The 18,188-nt window shown below is 69.8% G+C and carries 17 protein-coding genes and 1 other RNA gene; 5 read left to right on the top strand and 13 right to left on the bottom strand.

Going from position 1 to position 18,188, the window contains the following annotated elements; all coding sequences use genetic code 11:
- The first annotated feature begins 445 nt into the window (after window positions 1–445).
- Window positions 446–1,480, top strand: coding sequence for a dihydroorotase (gene pyrC / locus KAK07_RS00005; protein WP_210858276.1), 1,035 nt, complete (start codon window positions 446–448; stop codon window positions 1,478–1,480).
- A 34-nt stretch (window positions 1,481–1,514) separates the two neighbouring features.
- Here pyrC and KAK07_RS00010 read toward each other — a convergent pair whose 3' ends face one another.
- The 4 genes from KAK07_RS00010 to cysK all read right to left on the bottom strand — a co-directional run bounded on the left by KAK07_RS00010 (window position 1,515) and on the right by cysK (window position 5,106).
- Window positions 1,515–2,312 carry a hypothetical protein gene (locus tag KAK07_RS00010; RefSeq protein WP_210858278.1) on the bottom strand — a complete coding sequence of 266 codons (798 nt, stop codon included), beginning with the start codon at window positions 2,310–2,312 and terminating at the stop codon, window positions 1,515–1,517.
- A gap of 147 nt (window positions 2,313–2,459) precedes the next feature.
- A complete protein-coding gene (locus KAK07_RS00015; protein ID WP_210858280.1) occupies window positions 2,460–3,242 on the bottom strand; it encodes a hypothetical protein in 783 nt (260 codons plus the stop codon).
- A 31-nt stretch (window positions 3,243–3,273) separates the two neighbouring features.
- Window positions 3,274–4,065 (bottom strand): hypothetical protein, encoded by a 792-nt coding sequence (locus tag KAK07_RS00020; protein ID WP_210858282.1) that lies wholly within the window; start codon window positions 4,063–4,065, stop codon window positions 3,274–3,276.
- 120 nt (window positions 4,066–4,185) lie between these two features.
- Entirely contained in the window at window positions 4,186–5,106 is a 921-nt protein-coding gene (cysK, locus tag KAK07_RS00025) for a cysteine synthase A (protein ID WP_210858284.1), read from the bottom strand.
- A gap of 119 nt (window positions 5,107–5,225) precedes the next feature.
- On the opposite strand from cysK, the gene rnpB reads away from it, so the two are divergent.
- From rnpB to KAK07_RS00040, 3 genes are all read left to right on the top strand, one after another.
- An RNA gene (rnpB, locus tag KAK07_RS00030) (RNase P RNA component class A) lies at window positions 5,226–5,674 on the top strand.
- A 22-nt stretch (window positions 5,675–5,696) separates the two neighbouring features.
- On the top strand, window positions 5,697–6,905 hold the full coding sequence (locus KAK07_RS00035; protein WP_210854900.1) for a multidrug effflux MFS transporter: 1,209 nt from the start codon (window positions 5,697–5,699) through the stop codon (window positions 6,903–6,905).
- A gap of 42 nt (window positions 6,906–6,947) precedes the next feature.
- Window positions 6,948–7,397 (top strand): rhodanese-like domain-containing protein, encoded by a 450-nt coding sequence (locus tag KAK07_RS00040; RefSeq protein ID WP_210854898.1) that lies wholly within the window; start codon window positions 6,948–6,950, stop codon window positions 7,395–7,397.
- A gap of 16 nt (window positions 7,398–7,413) precedes the next feature.
- Here KAK07_RS00040 and KAK07_RS00045 read toward each other — a convergent pair whose 3' ends face one another.
- Together KAK07_RS00045 and yiaA are read right to left on the bottom strand one after the other, a co-directional pair.
- Complete coding sequence (locus KAK07_RS00045) at window positions 7,414–7,719, bottom strand: TfoX/Sxy family protein (protein ID WP_210854896.1); 306 nt, start codon at window positions 7,717–7,719, stop codon at window positions 7,414–7,416.
- Window positions 7,712–8,146 (bottom strand): inner membrane protein YiaA, encoded by a 435-nt coding sequence (gene yiaA, locus KAK07_RS00050; protein WP_210854894.1) that lies wholly within the window; start codon window positions 8,144–8,146, stop codon window positions 7,712–7,714. The genes KAK07_RS00045 and yiaA overlap by 8 nt, the downstream gene beginning before the upstream one ends.
- A 147-nt stretch (window positions 8,147–8,293) precedes the next feature.
- Between yiaA and KAK07_RS00055 the strand changes: the two genes are divergently transcribed.
- The gene (locus tag KAK07_RS00055; RefSeq protein ID WP_210854892.1) at window positions 8,294–9,355 is read left to right on the top strand and encodes a carbonic anhydrase; all 1,062 of its coding nucleotides are present in this window, start codon (window positions 8,294–8,296) and stop codon (window positions 9,353–9,355) included.
- A gap of 57 nt (window positions 9,356–9,412) precedes the next feature.
- Here KAK07_RS00055 and KAK07_RS00060 read toward each other — a convergent pair whose 3' ends face one another.
- The 7 genes from KAK07_RS00060 to KAK07_RS00090 are packed head-to-tail and all read right to left on the bottom strand — an operon-like array spanning window position 9,413 to window position 18,123.
- The gene (locus KAK07_RS00060) at window positions 9,413–10,939 is read right to left on the bottom strand and encodes an alpha-amylase family glycosyl hydrolase (RefSeq protein WP_210854890.1); all 1,527 of its coding nucleotides are present in this window, start codon (window positions 10,937–10,939) and stop codon (window positions 9,413–9,415) included.
- A gap of 10 nt (window positions 10,940–10,949) precedes the next feature.
- Entirely contained in the window at window positions 10,950–12,506 is a 1,557-nt protein-coding gene (locus tag KAK07_RS00065; RefSeq protein ID WP_210858286.1) for an alpha-amylase family glycosyl hydrolase, read from the bottom strand.
- A gap of 17 nt (window positions 12,507–12,523) precedes the next feature.
- The gene (locus tag KAK07_RS00070; RefSeq protein ID WP_210858288.1) at window positions 12,524–13,435 is read right to left on the bottom strand and encodes a DUF2268 domain-containing putative Zn-dependent protease; all 912 of its coding nucleotides are present in this window, start codon (window positions 13,433–13,435) and stop codon (window positions 12,524–12,526) included.
- The gene (malG, locus tag KAK07_RS00075) at window positions 13,432–14,322 is read right to left on the bottom strand and encodes a maltose ABC transporter permease MalG (protein WP_210854883.1); all 891 of its coding nucleotides are present in this window, start codon (window positions 14,320–14,322) and stop codon (window positions 13,432–13,434) included. The genes KAK07_RS00070 and malG overlap by 4 nt, the downstream gene beginning before the upstream one ends.
- Entirely contained in the window at window positions 14,322–15,824 is a 1,503-nt protein-coding gene (malF, locus tag KAK07_RS00080) for a maltose ABC transporter permease MalF (protein WP_210858290.1), read from the bottom strand. The genes malG and malF overlap by 1 nt, the downstream gene beginning before the upstream one ends.
- Window positions 15,821–17,011: a maltose/maltodextrin ABC transporter substrate-binding protein MalE gene (malE, locus tag KAK07_RS00085; protein WP_210858293.1), complete on the bottom strand. Its 1,191-nt coding sequence runs from the start codon at window positions 17,009–17,011 to the stop codon at window positions 15,821–15,823. The genes malF and malE overlap by 4 nt, the downstream gene beginning before the upstream one ends.
- Window positions 17,008–18,123: an ABC transporter ATP-binding protein gene (locus tag KAK07_RS00090; RefSeq protein WP_210854877.1), complete on the bottom strand. Its 1,116-nt coding sequence runs from the start codon at window positions 18,121–18,123 to the stop codon at window positions 17,008–17,010. The genes malE and KAK07_RS00090 overlap by 4 nt, the downstream gene beginning before the upstream one ends.
- Window positions 18,124–18,188 lie beyond the last annotated feature (65 nt).

Raw genomic sequence — 18,188 nt, forward strand, 5'->3', positions numbered from 1 at the left:
TTCGCTTGTCCTCATGTCCCCCGGCCTGCGGCCTCCTCCTTGACTTCGGCCAAGCGAACTCCCCCTCACCCGCTGCCGACGTCCTCGCACTGCTCGCACGAGCAGTCCCGCAACGGCTGCCCAGACAAGGACCGAGCGGCCAGGGGCTGGCGGCGCTGTCGGGGGCGCCGAGGAGCGCAGGGCTGCAGGGCAATCCCTTCTGACTGGCCCACACTGTTTGAGCAGAGCGAGCCGCAGGCGAGCGGAGCGAGTTTGTGGGCCGCCCTGCAGCCCGAGCACCGCAGGGGAGTCGGCGCAGCCGACCGCCACCGTCTGCGACGACAGGCCCTGGTCGCTCGGGCCTTGGCTGCGCCACCACCTCTGAAGTCAATCAGGTCGACTGGCGGCTCTGGGCAGGTTGCTGACTTCAACCTTGGCCCGCCTGGGGGAATGGGACAATCGCCGCATGAGCGAGACCCTGACCCTGATCCGCCCCGATGACTGGCACCTGCACGTGCGTGATGGCGCGCCGATGCAAGCGGTCGTGCCCTACACCGCGCGTCAGTTCGGTCGCGCGATCATCATGCCCAACCTGCGTCCGCCGGTGACCACGGCGGCGCAGGCGGTGGCCTACCGCGAACGCATCCAGGCGGCGGTGCCGGCTGGCGTGGACTTCACGCCGCTGATGACGCTGTACCTGACCGACAACACGCCGCCCGACGAGATTCGCCGAGCCAAGGCCGCGGGCGTGGTGGCGCTGAAGTTGTACCCCGCCGGCGCCACCACCAACAGCGATGCCGGTGTCACCGACCTGCGCAGGACCTACGCCACGCTCGAAGCCATGCAGCGCGAAGGCCTGCTGCTGCTGGTGCATGGTGAGGTGACCGATCCGGCGATCGACCTGTTCGACCGCGAAGCCGTGTTCATCGACCAGGTGATGCAGCCGCTGCGGCGCGATTTTCCTGAACTGAAGGTGGTGTTCGAGCACATCACCACCCAGGAGGCGGCGCAGTACGTGGCCACGGCGGGCGCGCACACCGCGGCCACGATCACCGCGCATCACCTGCTCTACAACCGCAACGCGATTTTCCAGGGTGGTCTGCGGCCGCACTACTACTGCCTGCCCGTGCTCAAGCGCGAGGTGCATCGCCAGGCCCTGGTGGCGGCGGCAACCAGCGGCTCGGACCGCTTCTTCCTGGGCACCGACAGCGCGCCGCATGCCTCGGTGATGAAAGAGGCGTCGGTGTGCGGTGCAGGGTGCTTCACGGCGCTGAGCGCGCTGGAACTCTACGCCGAGGCCTTTGAGGCGGCCGGCGCAATCGACAAGCTGGAGGGCTTTGCCAGCCGCCACGGCCCGGCCTTCTACGGCCTGCCGGTCAACGCCGGGACCGTCACGCTGCGCCGCGAGGCGCTGACGCTGCCCGAGTCCGTGCCCTTCGGTGAGGCCCAACTCAAGCCGTTGCGTGGCGGCGAGACCCTGGCCTGGCGCCAGGTCGACTGAGTGCACCGGGGCACGTGCGCGCCCCGGTCCGTCATCACTGGATGATGTAGGCGTTGTCGAATTCGCCAGAGATGCCGCCCTTGATGCGCTGTGTGGTGCAGTTCTGGATCTCGTTGCGCATCGACATGTTGGCGAACAGCGCCGCCGGCGCCGTGCCGTCGTTCTCGGTGTAGGTGATCTGCGCGGTGATGTTGCCGTCGCGGACGTAGGTGAAGGTGTTTGCCTTCTTGTCCCACGAGAACTGCAGGCGCATCGGGGTGCCCGGCGTCACTGTGCCCAGCTGCACAACCAGGGCCGAGGCTCCCGGCAAGGCGGCGCTGGCCGAGCAGTCGGCGTTCGTGCACTGCGACAGCACGCCCTGGACCTGCATCACGCCCGGGGCGTCGACCGAGTTGCTGGTGCGGCGCGCACGGATCTGGGCCAGCACGTCACCGGTGCGGTCACCAGGCACCGGGCCGCCCGGACGGATGTTGAAGAACGAGCCGATCAGGCGGGCACTGGACTGACCCACGGCCGGGTTGGCAGCGCAGCTCTCGCTCTGCCAGATGTTGTCCACCGTCACATCGGCACGCAGGCCCTTGATCGGCGCCGCGATGGGAATCGTGGTGTTCCACGACTCCATCGTCAAGCCGGTGTCGGAAGCGGTGTTGCCGTACAGGAAACGACCCAGCGTCAGCTTGTTGTTGTCGACGAAGCGGGCCGCCTCGCTCTCGTTCCACTTGATGCGGTCCAGGCCGGTGTTGACATTGAAGTCGTCGTACTTGACGGACGCGGCCTGCGCGCTCAGCGAGAGCAGGCCCAGGGCCATCAGCGGAATGAAACGGAAATTCACAGCAAAGTCTCCTAGGTGTCTGCGGGGTACTGCTCACGCAGCGACCCCGCCATTGTGGTGGCGCAGCGCGAAGGGCAGAAGCCACTGCCCCCTAGCTTGCAGAGTGGCCTCGTGCGCACCTCTTCACGCCTTGTGCCGGCGCATGCGTCAGCGGACGATGCCGTAGTTGTCGAACTGCGCGCCGATGCCGGCCTTGGCACGGCCGGCCATGCAGTTGGCCACTTCGGCGCGGGCCGACACGTTGTTGAACGGTCGGCCTGGCGTGCCGGTGATGGTCACCGGGTAGGGCACGGCCACCGGTGCGCCACCGTCGCGGATGAACAGGAACTGGTTGTTCGCCGCGTCCCATTCGATCTGCAGCGTCACCTTGTCACCGACGTTGGCGGTGCCCAGGTCGACACCGCCCAGGTTGTTCGAGGTTGAGCAATCGGCGTTGGTGCACTGCGGCACGCCGCCCGCCACCCGCAGCACGCCGGGGGCGTCGGTGGAGTTGGAGGAGCGGCGCAGCCAGGCCTGGGCCAGCACGTCGCCGGTGAAGTCACCGGCCACCGGGCCGCCAGCGCGCGTGCTGAAGTAGTTGCCGATCACCCGCGCCCGCACCGTGCTGGGCGTGGTGTTGGCGGCGCAGCCGTCGAGGCGGTCGACGTCGTCCACCGAGATCGTCACCTTCACCGCGCGGGAGGGCGAGGCATCGGTCTGGCTGGTGCTCAGCTGGGTCACCGTGACCCCGCTGTTGCTGGTCGTGTTGCCGAAGCCCCACTGGCCCAGGGCCAAACGGCCGTTGTCGATGAAACGGTAGCTCTCGGGCGCGGACCAGCGCGTGTTGTCGATCTCGGGCAGGTTGAAGTTGTCGCCCACCACGGCGGCGACGGCAGAGAGACTGGCCAGCACCAGGGCACTGGCGGCGAAGAGGCGCTTCGTGTGCGTCATCATGGACTCCTGTGTGATGTCGCGGCGCGGCTCAGTAGCTGAAGCGCACGTTGTCGAAATCGGCGACGATGCCGGCCTTCACCTTGGGTGTGCTCAGGCAGTTGGCCACCTCATTGCGGATGCTGGGCTGTACGAAGCCCAGCACCGGCGGCGTGGCGCTCGAACCGGTGTAGGACACCGTCTGCGTCACCCCATTGGCGGTGAAGTCGAAGGTCTTGGCCTTCTTGGCCCAGTCGACGCGACTGATCACCTTGGTGCCCAGCGCCACCGGCGCGAAATTGACGACGCCGATCGCGGTCGAGGCGCTGCAGTCGGCGTTGCTGCAGGTCGACAGGATGCCCTGCACATCGACCTGGCCTGCCGGCAGCGTGGTGTCGCTCAGGCGGCCCAGTCGGATCTGGGCCAGCACATCACCGGTGCGGTCACCCGGCACCGGGCCACCCGGGCGCTGGTTGAAATAGGCGGCGATCAGCCGCACCCGGGCGTTGGTGTTGAAGGGGTTGGCGGCGCAGGTCTCGTCGGTCTTGACGTCGACGACGGTGATGTCGGCGCCCATCGACTTGGGCGGCGTGGTGTCGATCAGCGGCTCGTTGAAGGTGTCGGCGACCAGCCCGCTGTCGCTGGCGGCGCCACCATAGGTGAAGCGCCCCAGGCGCAGCTGCTTGGCCTGGACAAAGCGGCCTTGCTCGCTCTCGATCCACAGCGCGCGGTTGAGGCCCGGCGTGCTGAAATCGTCCTGCGTGGGCACCTTGACGGCCCAGGCCGACCCGGCCAGCGCCACCGCGGCCAGCGCGGCGACCTGCCGGGGAATTCTGCTTTCCATGTTCACCTCCAGGGACTGCTGCCGGAGCGTGAACACCACGACCGGTCGAAAACGATTGTTCCGACCGACGTGGCGGAGGTCATCCACACAATGCCCGATGACCCCCTAGTTTGACGGCGGTCAAGCCGCGGGCAGGAAGCCCTCGATCGACAGGTAGCGCTCGCCGGTGTCGTAGTTGAAACCCAGCACCTTGGCGCCGGCCGGCAGCTCGGGCAGCTTCTTCGCAATCGCTGCCAGTGTGGCGCCGCTGGAGATGCCCACCAGCAGACCCTCCTGGGCGGCGCTGCGACGGGCGTACTCGCGGGCCTCCTCGGCCTCGACCTGGATCACGCCGTCGAGCAGCTCGGTCTTCAGGTTCTTCGGGATGAAGCCGGCGCCGATGCCTTGAATGGGGTGCGGGCTGGGCGCGCCACCCGAGATCACCGGCGACTGGCTGGGCTCGACCGCGTAGACCTTCAGCTGCGGCCACTGCGCCTTCAGCACGGAGGCCACGCCGGAGAGGTGACCGCCGGTGCCCACGCCGGTGATGATCGCGTCCAGACCCTCGGGGAAGTCGGCCAGGATCTCCTGCGCGGTGGTGCGCACATGCACCTCGATGTTGGCGGGGTTCTCGAACTGCTGCGGGATCCAGGCGCCGGGCGTGGCGGCGGCCAGCTCCTCGGCCTTGGCGATCGCGCCCTTCATGCCCTTCTCGCGCGGGGTCAGCTCGAAGCTGGCGCCGTAGGCCAGCATCAGGCGGCGGCGCTCGACGCTCATGCTGTCGGGCATCACCAGCACCAGCTTGTAGCCCTTGACCGCGGCCACCATGGCCAGGCCGACGCCGGTGTTGCCCGAGGTGGGCTCGATGATCGTGCCGCCGGGCTTCAGCTGGCCGCTGGCCTCGGCCGCCTCGATCATCGCCAGCGCGATGCGGTCCTTGATCGAGCCTCCCGGGTTGCTGCGCTCGGACTTGACCCAGACCTCGTGGGTGTCGCCGAACAGGCGGTTGACGCGGATGTGTGGGGTGCGGCCGATGGTGGCCAGGACGTTGGCAGCCTTCATGGTCATCTCCTGTGAGCCGTCGATGATGCCCCAGACCGTCCCGCTCTGCCGGCATAAGCTTCTGACCGCTTCTCATGCCTCGGGCAGGGACACGGCGTCCATGGGACAATGCAGGCCGTGAAGCCGACCAGACCGCCGCTGGTGCATGGTGCCGAAAGGCCGCACTGGAGGAAGGTCCGGACTGCATAGAGCAGCGTAGCGGGTAACGCCCGTCCACCGCGAGGTGCGGATCAGAGCCACAGAGACGAGTCTTGCCGGGGGTCCCAACGGGGGTGCTCAGCGAGGGGCCGGCGCAAGCCGGCTGGCCGTCGGCGCAAGCCGGCGGCCTCGGGCGCAGCCCGAACCGAGCAGCCGCCCTTGACGGGGCAACCGCCCCGTCAAGGGTGAAACGCGGCAATCTCTACGCGCAGCAACACCAAATAGGCCGGCATTGAAGCGGCTCGCTGAGCCGGCGGGTAGGTGGCATCGAGCCAGGGTGGCAACACCCCGGCCCAGAGGAATGGCGGTCACGGCGGGTCTCGCAAGAGGCGCCGCCGCACAGAATCCGGCCTATCGGTCGACTTCACTTTTTTTTCCATGGCATTCACCGGATGAACCCTGAAGCCTCGCGCGTCTGGCGCGGTCCCCGCTGGATGCTGGCGGCGCTGCTGGCCGGCCTGGGCATGCTCGGGCCCTTCTCGATCGACACCTATCTGCCGGCCTTCACCGGCATTGCGCAGAGCCTGGGCGCCACGCCGGTGCAGATGCAGCAGACGCTGTCGGCCTACCTGCTGGGCTTCGCGCTGATGAACCTGTTCCACGGCGCGCTGGCCGACAGCTTCGGCCGGCGGCCGGTGGTGCTGGGCGGGCTGGCGGTGTTCACGCTGGCCTCGCTGGGCTGCGCGCTGTCACTCAACATCGGGCAGCTGGTGCTGTTCCGCGCGCTGCAGGGAATGTCGGCGGGTGCGGGCATGGTGGTCTCGCGGGCCATCATCCGCGACCTCTTCCACCCGGATCAGGCGCAGAAGGTGATGTCGCAGGTCACCATCTACTTCGGCGTGGCGCCGGCGGTGGCGCCGATCATCGGCGGCTGGCTGTACGTGCACCTGGGCTGGCACGCGATCTTCTGGTTCCTGGTGGGCGTCGGCCTGGTGCTGATGGTCACGATGGCGCGCATGCTGCCCGAGTCCTTGCACCCCAGCCAGCGCCAGCCCTTTGAGGCGCGGCCGCTGATGCAGGGCTACTGGCAGATGGTCAGCAACCCGGTCTTCCTGGCGCTGGCCTTTGCGTCGGGCGTGCCGTTCAACGGCATGTTCCTCTATGTGCTGTCGGCGCCGGTGTTCCTGGGCGACATCCTGCACCTGGGCCCGACCGAGTTCTTCTGGTTCTTCCTGCTGACCATCGGCGGCATCATGGGCGGCGCCTGGTGGTCCGGCCGGCTGGCCGGGCGCATCGAGCGCAGCCGGCAGATCCGCCGGGGCTTTCGCATCATGGTCGGCGTGTCGCTGCTGAACGTGGCGATGAATGCGCTGCTGACACCGCATCCGGCCTGGGCACTGCCCTTGATCGCGGTATTCGCTTTCGGCTGGGCGCTGATGGTGCCGGTGGTCACGCTGCTGGTGCTGGACCAGGTGCCCGAGCGCCGCGGCATGGCCAGCTCGCTGCAGGCCTGCCTGGGCAGCGTGGCCAACGCCTTCGTGGCGGGGGTGATCGCGCCGCTGGTGATGCATTCGGCGCTGGCGCTGGCGCTGACCTCGCTGGGGCTGATGGGCATTGGCCTGCTGGCCTGGCACTGGGTGCGGCGCCGCGTGCCGGCCTGAGCGCGTCGCGGCGACAATCACCCCGTACCCGCTGGAGACCCGATGGACGCCGCCGACACCCCCGATCAGACCGATGCCCAGGGTCTGGAGATCTCGCTGCCCGCCGCGCTGGAGCTGTGCCGGCTGGAGCTGGCCACGCTGATCGACATCCGCCAGTCCTTCGAGATCGAGATGAAGGGCGCCATCCCCGGCACCGTGCACATCCCGATGTTCGAGGTGAAGGTCATGCTGGGCGATGCACTCACCGAGGATGAGCAGGACATCCTCGACGCCGGCACGCCCAAGGACATCGACGCCAAGACCTTCTTCACGATGATCAACCAGCTGCACCACGCGCGCGACCACCTGCTGCTGTGCGTGTGCAACAGCGGCCGGCGCAGCCTGGCGGCAGCGCGCCTGCTGCGCTCGCTGGGCTACCCCAAGGCCTTGTCGGTGGCGGGGGGCTTCCAGGCCTGGAAGAAGCTGCAGGCGGCGCCGCCTGCGGCCGCTTGACCCCGGCGGGCGGCCGTCAGCCCTGGCCTTTTGGGGCGCTACCCGCGGGCGGGTGGCGCCGCAGGTGCTCCTCCAGGGCCAGCAGCAGGCTGGTGCGGTGCTGCCGCGCGACCTGCTGCCAGGGCAGGCCGCTGATCGCGCCCTCCAGCGCCCACAGCAGGTTCAGGCTGGCGCGCGGCTGCCGCGCCCGCACCTGGGCGTAGGCCGCCACCGCGCCCAGCCGGCGCAGTTGCTCGGCCGAATCGATCCCTGCCGCGCGCAACCACTCGGCGGAGCGGGGACCCAGACCGGGCAGCTCGGCCAGGCGGTCCGGCTCAGGCATCGGCCTCCGAGCTGGCGGGGTTCAGGCGCTCGAACAGCGCAATGTCCCGGATGTTCTTCTGTACGGCCACCGCACCGAACAGCGCCAGCAGGAAGGCCATCGCGTAGTAGCCCTTCTCGCTGCCGGTCAGCGTCGCATTCCACAGGCCCACCGTCAGTAACAGCAGCGCCAGACCCAGCGCCACCCAGCACAGGCCGTAGTAGATGCCGGTGACCGGGATGGCCTCCAGCCGGTCACGCACCGTCTTCTGCAGCGACACCGCAGCGAACAGCCCGAAGGCCAGCACGGTGAAGTAGTAGCCCTTCTCGTTCAGCGCCATCTGCGCGTTCCACAGACCGGTGACATAGGTCACGGCGCCCACGAAGAGGGCTGCCCAGGAGGCGCCGACGAAGGCGCCGGTCGGACGTTGCGCGGTGAGGGTGTTCATGGTGGTCTCCCTGAGTGGTCATGGTGTGCGCCGGTCGCCCGTGGCACGGGCCGATGATGCCATCGCGACCCCGCGCCGGGCTCAAGTCGGGCGCCGGTGTTCCGATAGAGCGGGTTGACATCCGCACTGGTCGGACAGGAGAACGCCATGCCCCACGCCCCTCGCAGGCTCCGCCTGAGTCTTGCGCTCGCCACCCTTGCCCTGGCCTCGGTGCCCGTCTGGGCCGGCGGTGAGCATGGCCACGCCGAACCTGCGGCCAAGCCCGCCGCCAAGCCCGCGACCGAGCCCAAGGCCGCGAACGGCAAGGAAAGCATCTCGATGGACGAGCTGCGCGAGCGGCTGGCCGCCCGGCTGGGCGCCACCAAATCGCCCGAGGCCAAGAGCAACTACGTGATGCGGGTGACGAACAAGGCCGAGGCGCCGTCGGAGCCGGTGCGCCGCGCGGCACCCAAAGCGGCGGAGCCCGCCGCCGACAGCCATGGCGGCCACGGCGGCGCGGGCGCCGCGGCCCAGCTGCTGCCGCACGCCGCGCACGATCCGCACTGGGCGTACGAGGGCGCGAACGGCCCGCAGTCCTGGGGTTCGCTGAAGCCCGAGTTCGCCACCTGCGCCAGCGGCCAGCGGCAAAGCCCGATCGACATCCGCGACGGCATCCCGCTGGAGCTGCAGCCGATCGAGTTCGCCTACATCCCCACCGGCTTCTCGGTGATCGACAACGGCCACACCGTCCAGGTCAATGTCCCCCAGGGCAACGCGATCAGCGTGCAGGGCAAACGCTTCGAGCTGCTGCAGTTCCACTTCCACCGCCCGTCGGAGGAGCGCATCAACGGCCGCCAGTTCGACATGGTGGTGCACCTGGTCCACAAGGACCTGGACGGCCGCCTGGCGGTGGTGGCGGTGATGCTGGACCGCGGCAGCGCCCACCCGCTGATCCAGGCGGTGTGGAACGCGCTGCCGCTGGAAAAGGGCGTGGCCGAGCCGGCCCCGACCACGCTGGACCTGAACCAGCTGCTGCCCAAGGACCGCCGCTACTACACCTACATGGGCTCGCTGACCACGCCGCCCTGCAGCGAGGGCGTGCTGTGGATGGTGATGAAGGAGCCGGTGCAGCTGAGCCCGCAGCAGATCGGCATCTTCGCGCGCCTGTACCCGATGAACGCCCGGCCGATCCAGAAGACCGCGGGCCGGATGATCAAGGAAGGGCAGTGAGCCGCACCTGAGGCCGCCCGGCGCGGTCGTGGGCTGCCCGGGCCGCTGGGCCGCGCGCTACTGCACCCGCTTGTAGGTGGTGTAGCCCTCGTTGGGCGCGGTGTCCGGGCTGAGCACCAGCACGCCCCAAGGCGGCACGGTCACGCCCAGCAGGCCGGCGACCGGCACCACCGGTGAGGGGCTGCCGGTCAGCAGGTCGCGCAGCGCCGAGAAGTTCATGATCTTCGAGTTGGCCACCAGCACGTGGTCCTCGACCGGCTGGTCGCTGGGATTGGCCAGCACCAGCACGGTGTCGGCGACGCGGTCGGTGTGGCGCTCGAAGGCCAGCAGCCGGGCGCTGGTGATCTCGCGCAATTCACCCACGCGCAGCGCGCGGTGGGCGCGGCGCAGCGCGATCAGCTGCTTCGTCCAGCGCAGTTCAGGGTGCCCGTCGTGGACCAGGTCCCAGGGCATCGGGGCGCGCATTTCCGGGTCGTCACCGCCGGCCAGGCCCAGCTCGCTGCCGTAGTACAGGTTGGGCGCGCCAGGCAGCGCGAACTGCAGCACCTGGGCCAGGCGGCGGGCGGCGGGGTCGGGCAGCGCGGTGGCCAGGCGGATGGTGTCGTGGTTGTCCAGCATCAGCCAGCTGCGCAGCATGTTCTCGATGCCGGCCTCGTCGACCACGCGCTGGATCATCCGCGCCGCCACCGGGCCGGGGATCTGGCCGCGCATCGTGCGCAGCAGCACCTCGCGCACGGTGAAGTTCATCACCGCGTCCAGCGACGGGAACCACTCCTTGGGGTAGTTCCAGGTCTCGCCCACCACCAGCGAGCCTGGCTTTTCCGCGTGGGCCGAGCGGGTCAGGTCTTCCAGCAGGTTGAAGCCGATGTCGTGCGCCACGTCCAGGCGCCAGCCGTCGACGCCATCGCGCAGCGCCTGGCGCACCACCGAGTTCGCGCCGGCATGGATGTGCTCGCGCACCGCCGGGTGTTCCATCACCACCTCGGGCAGGTTCTGGGCGCGGAACCAGGCGCGGGCGCCGCCGGGCAGCGCGTCGTTGAAGTCGAACCAGGCGCGGGTGGGTGCGGCCGGATCGGCCTGGGCCTGCTGGAAGGCCGGGGCGTTGCGGCCCATGTGGTTGAACACGCCGTCGAGCACCAGCTTCATGCCGCGGGCATGCACCGCGTCGGCCAGGGTGCGCAGGTCGTCGCGGGTGCCGAACTCGGGGGACACCGCGGTCCAGTCGAGAGCGTCGTACTTGTGGTTGGTCCAGGCCGCGTGGATCGGGTTCAGGTAGAGCACGTCGGCGCCCAGACCGTGCACGTGGTCCAGGCGGCTGGCGGTGCTGGCCAGGTCGCCGCCCCAGAAATCGATCTCGTGGCTCCAGACCTTGGCGTCCGGCAGGTACTCGCCGGCGCGCGGCTGCTCATGCCAGGCCCGCAGGCGCTTGGGCGCGGGGTAGAGGTGGCGCTTGGTGTCCAGGTCGGCGCTGGGCGCGAAGCGGTCGACCAGCACCTGGTAGACGATGGCGCCGCAGCGCCAGTCGGCCTCGCGGCGCTCGAAAGTGCCGGCCAGGGCCCGGTCGTGTCGGTTGGCGTGGTCCATGGCGGCAGGGTCAGGGCACCCGCTTGTAGCGGTCATAGCCGCCCATCGGCTCGGGGCGGGGCTGCAGCACCAGCACGGTCTGCGGCGGCACCTCCACCTCCAGCAGACCGGCGATCAGCGTGAAGCGCGCCGGCGTGCCGCCGGCGCTGTTCAGGACGTCGACCATCGGCGTGCCGTCCATCAGCCAGGCGTCGGGCACCGGCAGGCGCTCCTTCACCGGCTCGCGGGTGGGGTTGGCCACCACCACGCGGCTGTCCATCGGCCGGTCGGTGTGGCGCAGAAAGGCCAGAAGGCGCTCGCCATCCAGCGCGACGTGGTCGCCGATGCGCAGCGCGCGGTGTTCGCGGCGCAGGGCGGTCAACTGGCGCACCCAGGCCAGCTCGGGGTGGCCGGCCTGCACGCGGTCCCAGCGCATCGGGCCGCGGTTGGCCGGGTCGGGGCCGCCTTCCATGCCCACTTCCACGCCGTAGTACAGGTTGGGCGCACCGGGCAGCGTGAACTGCAGCGCCTGCAGCAGACGGCGCGGCGCCACCTCGGGGAACTCGGTGTGCAGGCGCGGCAGGTCGTGGTTGTCGAGCAGGGTCCAGGAGCGCAGCGTGGGCTCGATCCCCGAACGCTTCACCAGGGCGTCGATGCGCCGGCCGGTGGCGCCGCCGCTGACCTGGCCGCGCGCCAGGTCGAACAGCATCAGGCGCAGCGTGAAGCCCATCACCGCGTCATGCGACTGCAGCCAGCGGTCAGGCCAGTTGACGATCTCGCCCACCACCAGCGAGCCGGGCTTCTCGCGGTGGGCGGCGTCGGTCATCTCGCGCAGGAAGCGCGGGCCCAGCTCATAGGCGGTGTCCAGGCGCCAGCCGTCGGCGCCGTCGCGCAGGTAGCTGCGCACCACCGAATCACGGTCCAGCCACAGGTGGCGGCGCACCGGCAGGTGTTCGAGGTTCAGCTCGGGATGGTTCTGGAAACCCGTCCACACCCGCGCGCCACCGGCGTACTGCGGACCGATCGCGAACCAGTTCCGGTAGGGGCTCTTCGGGTCGGCCAGCGCCTGCTGGAAGATCGGCGCGTTGCGGCCCATGTGGTTGAACACGCCGTCGAGCACCACCTTCAGCCCCAGGCCATGGGCCTGCGCGGCCAGGCGCTTGAAGTCGGCGCGGGTGCCGTACTCGGGCGAGATGGCCTGGTAGTCCAGCGCGTCGTACTTGTGGTTGGTCCAGGCCAGGTGGATGGGGTTCAGGTACAGCACGTCGGCGCCCAGGTCGCGCAGGTGCGACAGGTGGGCGCTGGTGCTGGCCAGGTCGCCGCCCCAGAAGTCCAGCTCGGCCGAATTGACCTTGTGCTCGGGGAGCTGCACGCCGGCCGCGGGCACCTCGTCCCAGCCGCGCAGGCGCTTCGGCGCAGGGTACAGCGCGCGCTTGGCGTCGAGGTTGGCGCTGGGCGCGAAGCGGTCGACGATGACCTGGTAGACCACCGCGCCATTGCGCCAGTCGCGCTCGCGCTGGTCATAGGCGCCGGGCCCTGCCAGGGCGGTCAGCGGGCTCAGGGCCGCCAGCAGGGCGGCGGCATGCAAGCAACGTCGGCGTGGGTTCATCTCGGTGCGTAGCCGCTGGCGGCCACGATCGCGGCCGGATCACGCAGCAGGAGCAAGGTGGTCAAGGCCTGGGCACGGTCGGGGGCGCGCGCGACGAAGGCCTCGCACAGCCGTTTGCCCAGCCAGTAGCCCATGTCGGCCGGCTGACCCGCACGCGCCGGGCGGGCGTTGTAGAGCCAGTCGCCGAAGCCGGCACCGCGCGCCACGTCGGCCTGGAACGCCCGCCACAGCTCGGCCTCATGGGCCAGGCCATAGCGCTCGCGGTCGGCGGACGGGCCGCTGGAGGCGCCGCGGGCCTGCTCCATCATGTAGTCGGCGAAGCCTTCCATCAGCGTGGCGTACAGCAGGTTGAAGTCGAGCTTGGCCGGCAGGTGGCGGTGCTGGTGCACATGCGTGATCTCGTGGGCGACGAAGTCCAGCAGCAGGGCGCGCGCGTCCTGGGGCGTGTCCACGCTCTGGCACAGCACCTCCAGGCCGAGGCCCAGGCCCTGCGCCTTGGCCGTGCCACCGGAGTTCATCGCGCCGAAGAGGGCAAAGGCCGGCGCGGCCTCGGCGGGCTGGCCCAGCCGGCGCGCCACCTCGACCATCACCGCGCCGGCCTCCTGCGCCACGGCGCGGGCGGCCGGCAGGCACAGCGCGATCGCCTTGCGGTAGGCCTGCGGGTGGGCCTGCAGTGCCTGGGCCAGGTTCTGCGCCGACTCGATGCGCCCGGGCGTGAACAGCGCCACGCCAACGCTGCCCGGGGTCAGGTAGGCGCGTTGCAGCGTGTCGGCATCCGGCAGGCGGCCGTCGGCCAGCAGCGCCGCAAAGCGCTCGGCGTCGTCGACCTGCAGCGCCTGCGCCGGCGCCGCCCAGGCGCCGACCTGCGCGAGGGCCAGCAGCAGCGCGGCACAGACCGCGCGCTTCATCCCTTGACCCCGCCCGAGGTCAGGCCCGAGACGATCCAGCGCTGGGCCAGCAGGAACACCGCGGTGATCGGCAGGCCCGAAAGCACCGCCGCGGCGGCGAAGTCGCCCCACAGGTACTTCTGATCGTAGAGGTAGTACTTGGAGCCCACCGCCAGCGTGAGATTGGGCTCCTCGCGCAGCAGCACCGAGGCGATCGGGTACTCGATGATCGTGCCGATGAAGGCCAGCACGAAGACCACCACCAGGATCGGCACCGCCATCGGCAGCAGCACGCGCCAGAACGCCTGCCAGCTGGTGGCGCCGTCGACCTTGGCGCATTCCTCGATCTCGGCCGGCACGGTGTCGAAGTAGCCCTTGATCGTCCAGACGTGCATGCCGATGCCGCCCAGGTAGGCCAGGATCAGGCCGCCGTGGGTCTCCACCCCCAGCCAGGGCACCCAGCGGCCGATCGCGTCGAAGATGGCGTAGACCGCCACCAGCGCCACCGCCACCGGGAACATCTGCAGCAGCAGCAGGCTGTTCATCAGCGGCGCCTTGAAACGGAAGCGCAACCGCGCAAACGCATAGGCCGCGGTGGTGGAGAGCAGCACGATGCCGGCCGACGAGATGAAGGCCACCTTGATCGAGTTCCACAGCCACAGCAGCACCGGGAAGGGCGGCTGCACGACGGTGCCGTCGGGCTGCGTGACGGGGATGCCCAGCGCCAGCTGCCAGTGCTCGAAGCTGATGCGCTCGGGGATCAGCTGGCCGATCGCGAAATTGCCCGGCCGCAGCGAGATGCTGATGATGGCCAGCAGCGGGAACAGCGTGACGGCGATCAGCGCCCACAGCGCCGCATGGGTGGCGATGACACGCCAGCGGTGACTCTTGCCGGTGACGATGGGCATCAGCGTTTTCCTTCCTGCGCCTGGGTGAGCTTCAGGTTCAGCAGCGACAGCACCGCCACCAGCGCGAAGATCACCGTGGAGATGGCCGCCGCCAGGCCGAAGTTGGCGCCGGCGTCGGTGAAGGCGATGCGGTAGGTGTAGCTGACCAGGATGTCGGTGGTGCCGGCCGGCAGCTTGGTGTTGAGGTAGTCGGGCCGGCCATCGGTGAGCAGGCTGATCAGCACGAAGTTGTTGAAGTTGAAGGCGAAGGCGCTGATCAGCAGCGGCGTGAGCGGACGGATGATCAGCGGCAGCGTGATGCGGCGGAAGTTCACCCAGGGGCTGGCGCCGGCGATCGCCGAGGCCTCATACAGGTCCGACGGAATCGCTTTGATCAGGCCGGTGCACAGCACCAGGAAGTACGGGTAGCCCAGCCAGGTGTTGACGATCAGGATCATCGTGCGGGCCAGCGCCGGGTCGGCGAACCACGCCGGCTTGATGCCGAAGAGGTGGTCGAGGATGGCGTTGATCTCGCCGAAGTTCTGGTTGAACAGGCCCTTGAACACCAGGATCGAGATGAAGCCCGGCACCGCATAGGGCAGGAACAGCAGCGTGCGGTAGAGCGTGCGGTACTTCAGCGCCTCCCAGTTCAGCACCACCGCCAGCGTGCCGCCGATGGCCGCCGAGAACAGCACCGTCAGGCCGGCAAAGGCCACGGTCCAGACGAAGATCGAGCCGAAGGGGCCGCGCATGTCCGGATCGCCGAACAGGCGCTGGTAGTTGCCCCAGCCGACGTTGACCTGGAAGCCCGGTTGCAGGCGCGTGCCGTCGGGCGCGGTGAAGAAGCCGCTGTCGCGGTCAGGCGTGTAGCGCGTGCCGCTGCCGGTCTGGGTCAGCGCGCCGTTCTCGGCGGCCGTCCACAATGGCGTGAAAGGGGCGAACTCGCGCAGGCCGGCATAGGCCAGCACGGCGCCCTCGGGCAGGGCCACCTTCAGCGGCCGCAGGCGCTCACGCACGGCGATCAGCGCCCGCAGGTCCAGGGCCGTGCCCACCTCGCCGGCCAGCGGCTGCAGGGGCAGCGGCGCCGCAGGCACCTGGTCCGGCACGGTGGCCGCCAGACGGGCGCCATCGCGGGTGGTGAACACCAGACGCACCTGGCCGTCGGCGTCGCGGTGCGCGGTGTAGGGCAGGGCGCGCTCCATGGCCACCTCGGCCTGCTCCAGCAGGTAGGCGCGGGCGCGCTCCTCGGTGAGCAGGTTGTTCGACGAGTAGTTGGTGAAGCCGATCTGTACCGTGTAGAGCAGCGGGAAGGCGATGAAGACGACCATCGCCACCACGCCCGGGTACAGGTAGCGCCAGGCCAGCGAGCGGCTCAGGCCGTAGGTGGCGATCGCCGAGCTGCCCAGCACCAGCACGGCCACCGCCCACAGCGGGTTGCCGGCGCGCATCATGCCGGTGACCAGCCACAGCAGGGTCAACTCGGCCAGCACGCTGGCGGCCAGTGTCCAGCGACGGGGCGTCATTTGGCCTGCATCCGGGCTGCGGCGCCGTCCAGCGCCTCCTTCGGGGACTGGCGGCCCTGGGTGATGGCTTCCAGGGCGGCGTCCATCGCCGGCCAGAAGCGGCCGGTCTCCGGGATGTTGGGCAGTGGCTCGCCGGCGCGGGCGTTGGCCATGGTGGCGGCGATCTTCACGTCACCCGCCAGCTCCGCGTAGTAGGCCTTGTTGGCGGGCGTGCCCAGCGGCACGTCGGCCGAGATGGTCTTCAGGCTGTCGACGCGCAGCAGGTGCTCCTCGATGAACAGGCGCGCGATGTCCTTGTTCGGGCTGGGTGCGGCGATCATGCAGCCCAGCACGCCGGCGAAGGGCTTGCTGGGCTGGCCCGGCACCACCGCGGGCAGCGGCGCCACGCCGATCTCGATGCCGGCCTTGCGCGCGTTGTCCCAGGCCCAGGGGCCGGTGATCATCATCGCCACCTTGCCCTGCGCGAAGCCGGCTTCCATCTCGGAGTAGCGCGCACCACGCGGCATGTGGCCGCCCTCGATCAGGCGCGCCAGCGCCTGGGCGCCGCGCACCGCGCCGGGGGTGTTGACGCCGATCTGCGCGGGGTCGAGTTCGCCCAGCGCATTGCGGCCGAAGACAAAGCCGCCAGCGCCGGCCAGCAGCGGCCAGGTGAAGAAGCTCTTGTTGTAGTCCCACAGCAGCGCATGCCGGCCCTGGGTTTGCAGCTGGCGGTCCAGCGCGATCAGCTCGTCCACCGTGGCCGGCGGCGTCTTCACCAGCGCCTTGTTGTAGACCAGGCCGATCGCCTCGATCGCCAGCGGGTAGCCCCAGGTCTTGCCGCGGTAGACGAAGGCCTTCCAGGCGAAGTCGTCGATGCCCTCGCGAACCGCCGGCGACGGGTGCACCGGCACGATCAGGCCCGAGCGCGCCCATTCGCCGGCGCGGTCATGCGGCCAGCAGAAGATGTCCGGGCCCTTGCCGGCGGCGGCGGCGGCCTGGAACTTGTCCGGTGCGCCTTCCGGGTGCTGCACCACCACCGGCACGCCCGAGACCGCGGTGAAGGCGTCGCCCACCTGCTGCAGGCCGTTGTAGCCCTTGTCGCCATTGATCCAGACCAGCAGGCGCGGCGGCGCGGCCAGCGCGCCCGCGCAGGCAGCCAGCCACAGCGCCGCGAGGCCGCGGCGCGCGAACGCGGCACGCTGCTTCATGCCGCCTGACGCAGGTCCTGGGCGGCGTGGCGGCGGAAGGCCAGGCCCTGGGCGTCGAACAGGTGGCAGGCACCAGCGGGCACGCCCAGCATCAGCGGCTCGCCGCTCTTCAGGCGCAGGGCGCCGTCGAGTTCGCAGGTCAGCGTCACCTCGGTGCCCGGCAGGCTGCCGTAGGCGAAGGTCGCGCTGCCCAGCTGCTCGACGAAGGTGACCTGGGCCTGCAGGCGGTTGTCGGCATGGCCCACCACGAAATGCTCGGGGCGGATGCCCAGGGTCACCGCATCACCCACCTGGGCGCGGGCGGCATCCACCTCGCAGCGCACCGTCTCGCCGGTGCCCAGGCGCACCACCGCGTCGGCGCCGCTGGCGCTGACGATCGTGCCGGGCAGGAAGTTCATCGCCGGTGAGCCGATGAAGCCGGCGACGAACAGGTTGTCGGGGTGCTCGTAAAGCGCCAGCGGTGAGCCCACCTGCTCGATCTTGCCCGCCGACAGCACCACGATGCGGTCGGCCAGCGTCATCGCCTCGACCTGGTCGTGGGTGACGTAGATCATCGTGGTCTTCAGGTCCTCGTGCAGTTTGGCGAACTCGTAGCGCATCTTCACGCGCAGCGCGGTGTCGAGGTTGGACAGCGGCTCGTCGAACAGGAAGACCTCGGGCTTGCGCACGATGGCGCGGCCGATGGCCACGCGCTGGCGCTGGCCGCCCGACAGGTCCTTGGGCTTGCGGTGCAGCAGGTGGTCGATGTTGAGGATCTTGGCGGCCGAGTGCACCGCGCGGTCGATCTCGTCCTTGGGCACCTTGGCGAGCTTCAGGCCGAAGGCCATGTTCTCGTAGAGGTCCATGTGCGGGTAGAGCGCGTAGCTCTGGAACACCATGGCCACGCCGCGCTCGGCGGGCGGCACGTCATTGACCACGCGGCCGCCGATGCTGAGTTCGCCGCCGGTGATGTCCTCCAGCCCGGCGATCGAGCGCAGCAGCGTGGACTTGCCGCAGCCCGAGGGGCCGACGAAGACCATGAACTCGCCGTCGCGCACCTGCAGGTTGATGTCCTTGAGCACCACGGCCTCGCCATAGGCCTTCTGCACATTGACGAGCTTGACTTCTGCCATGTCGGTCTCCGGGGGATCTGCGACCGGGCTGGGCCGGTCAGGATGTAGCGAATATACATTGCCAG

This window comes from Ideonella alba (assembly GCF_018069875.1).
Taxonomy (GTDB): domain Bacteria; phylum Pseudomonadota; class Gammaproteobacteria; order Burkholderiales; family Burkholderiaceae_C; genus Ideonella; species Ideonella alba.

Coding starts and splice junctions, on each gene's coding strand:
- KAK07_RS00015 (WP_210858280.1), bottom strand. CDS start 3,242: ATGACGCACACGAAGCGCCTCTTCGCCGCCAGTGCCCTGGTGCTGGCC.
- KAK07_RS00090 (WP_210854877.1), bottom strand. CDS start 18,123: ATGGCAGAAGTCAAGCTCGTCAATGTGCAGAAGGCCTATGGCGAGGCC.
- malG (WP_210854883.1), bottom strand. CDS start 14,322: ATGCCCATCGTCACCGGCAAGAGTCACCGCTGGCGTGTCATCGCCACC.
- cysK (WP_210858284.1), bottom strand. CDS start 5,106: ATGAAGGCTGCCAACGTCCTGGCCACCATCGGCCGCACCCCACACATC.
- KAK07_RS00035 (WP_210854900.1), top strand. CDS start 5,697: ATGAACCCTGAAGCCTCGCGCGTCTGGCGCGGTCCCCGCTGGATGCTG.
- KAK07_RS00055 (WP_210854892.1), top strand. CDS start 8,294: ATGCCCCACGCCCCTCGCAGGCTCCGCCTGAGTCTTGCGCTCGCCACC.
- pyrC (WP_210858276.1), top strand. CDS start 446: ATGAGCGAGACCCTGACCCTGATCCGCCCCGATGACTGGCACCTGCAC.
- KAK07_RS00040 (WP_210854898.1), top strand. CDS start 6,948: ATGGACGCCGCCGACACCCCCGATCAGACCGATGCCCAGGGTCTGGAG.
- yiaA (WP_210854894.1), bottom strand. CDS start 8,146: ATGAACACCCTCACCGCGCAACGTCCGACCGGCGCCTTCGTCGGCGCC.
- KAK07_RS00070 (WP_210858288.1), bottom strand. CDS start 13,435: ATGAAGCGCGCGGTCTGTGCCGCGCTGCTGCTGGCCCTCGCGCAGGTC.
- KAK07_RS00020 (WP_210858282.1), bottom strand. CDS start 4,065: ATGGAAAGCAGAATTCCCCGGCAGGTCGCCGCGCTGGCCGCGGTGGCG.
- malE (WP_210858293.1), bottom strand. CDS start 17,011: ATGAAGCAGCGTGCCGCGTTCGCGCGCCGCGGCCTCGCGGCGCTGTGG.
- KAK07_RS00060 (WP_210854890.1), bottom strand. CDS start 10,939: ATGGACCACGCCAACCGACACGACCGGGCCCTGGCCGGCACTTTCGAG.
- KAK07_RS00045 (WP_210854896.1), bottom strand. CDS start 7,719: ATGCCTGAGCCGGACCGCCTGGCCGAGCTGCCCGGTCTGGGTCCCCGC.
- malF (WP_210858290.1), bottom strand. CDS start 15,824: ATGACGCCCCGTCGCTGGACACTGGCCGCCAGCGTGCTGGCCGAGTTG.